This is a genomic window from Leisingera sp. F5 (assembly GCF_001593695.1).
Map to the genome: position 1 here is coordinate 1 of NZ_LUKH01001048.1, position 1,325 is coordinate 1,325.

General features: G+C 64.6%; 1 protein-coding gene. It reads left to right on the forward strand.

Annotated elements, in window-relative coordinates:
- Positions 1–183 precede the first annotated feature (183 nt).
- Positions 184–984, forward strand: a complete 801-nt coding sequence (locus A2I95_RS38720) for a TIGR03084 family metal-binding protein (protein ID WP_291737696.1) — start codon at positions 184–186, stop codon at positions 982–984.
- Positions 985–1,325: the final 341 nt, after the last annotated feature.

Sequence of the window (1,325 nt, forward strand, 5' to 3'; positions counted from 1 at the left end):
CCTATTATGCCGCGCAGTCCAAGCTTACCGCGCCGCTCTGCCGCAACTTCGAGGCTGCCGGGCGCGCATTCCGGTCAATGTCCGGGGTCTGAACGCCTTTCTTCCGTTTGTGACGTGTAGTCCAGGGTTCTGGCCTGATGGCCCTGCCGCTAGTCTGCCGCTGAACGCAACCGGAGAACAGACATGCAGCAGGCCGAAGATTTCCGTGCCGAAAGCCGCGCATTGGCGGCTATACTGGAGGATCTGCCAGAGGCGGGCTTCCACCGCGCGACCCAGTTCAAGGGGTGGACCATTGATCATGTGTTGGGGCATCTGCATCTGTTCAACGCCGCGGCGGAGGCGGCGTTGCAGGGAGACGAGGCCTTTGCCGCCTTTATCGCTCCGGTGCTGCGGGACATGCAGGCGGGCAAGCCCATCCTGAACTGTCAATTTCCCTGGCTGAACGGCCTGTCGGGCCGGGCGCTGTTTGAAGTCTGGCGGCTCGGGGCGGAGACTTGTGCCGATGCGTTTGCCAAGGCGGATCCCAAACAGCGGTTGAAATGGATCGGGCCGGACATGAGCGCGCTCAGTTCGGTCACTGCCCGGCAGATGGAGACCTGGGCGCATGGACAGGAGGTGTTTGACCTGCTGGGGCGGGAGCGGCAAGAGCAGGACCGCATCCGCAACATCGCGCATCTGGGGGTGGCAACCTACGGCTGGAGTTTCCGCAACCGCGGGCTGGAGGTGCCGGAGCCTGCGCCGTTTGTGCAACTGACCGGGCCGTCCGGGGCGGTCTGGGACTGGAACGCGCCGCAGGAAACGGGATTTGTCAAAGGCACGGCGGTGGAGTTTGCCCGGGTGGTCACGCAGGTGCGCAGTCTTGCCGACACCGGTCTGCAGCTGTCAGGCGAGGCCGCCGCCAGCTGGATGCGCATCGCCCAGTGTTTTGCGGGCCCGCCGGAAACTCCGCCCGGCAAGGGAAACCGTTATAAGGCAGAAACTTGAATAGTCCCGGTAGCCGCGGCGCGCTCCCGCCCGGCTCCGGCCTTCCTGACGGAAAGCCTGTGCCCGTTGGGCGTGGCACAGCCGGCACATCTGCAGGCGCGGGAGGGCTTCGGTGTGTCTTGGAACTTCCGGGTTTTCTGCCTTGATGAAACAGTCTTGGACGCTGACTGCCGCGGCGGCGAAGGCTGGCAGGCGGTACATTTAACCTGGCCAGGCGCCGATCAGCCCTTGCAGCGTCATGCGGCCAGGGTCCGCCAAGGTGACCGGCAGCGCTTGCGCACCCAAAGCCACGGTATAGAAAGCCTGCAGAGACGGATCGGCAATCAGGGTCAGGTTCTGGC

Coding starts and splice junctions, on each gene's coding strand:
- A2I95_RS38720 (WP_291737696.1), top strand. CDS start 184: ATGCAGCAGGCCGAAGATTTCCGTGCCGAAAGCCGCGCATTGGCGGCT.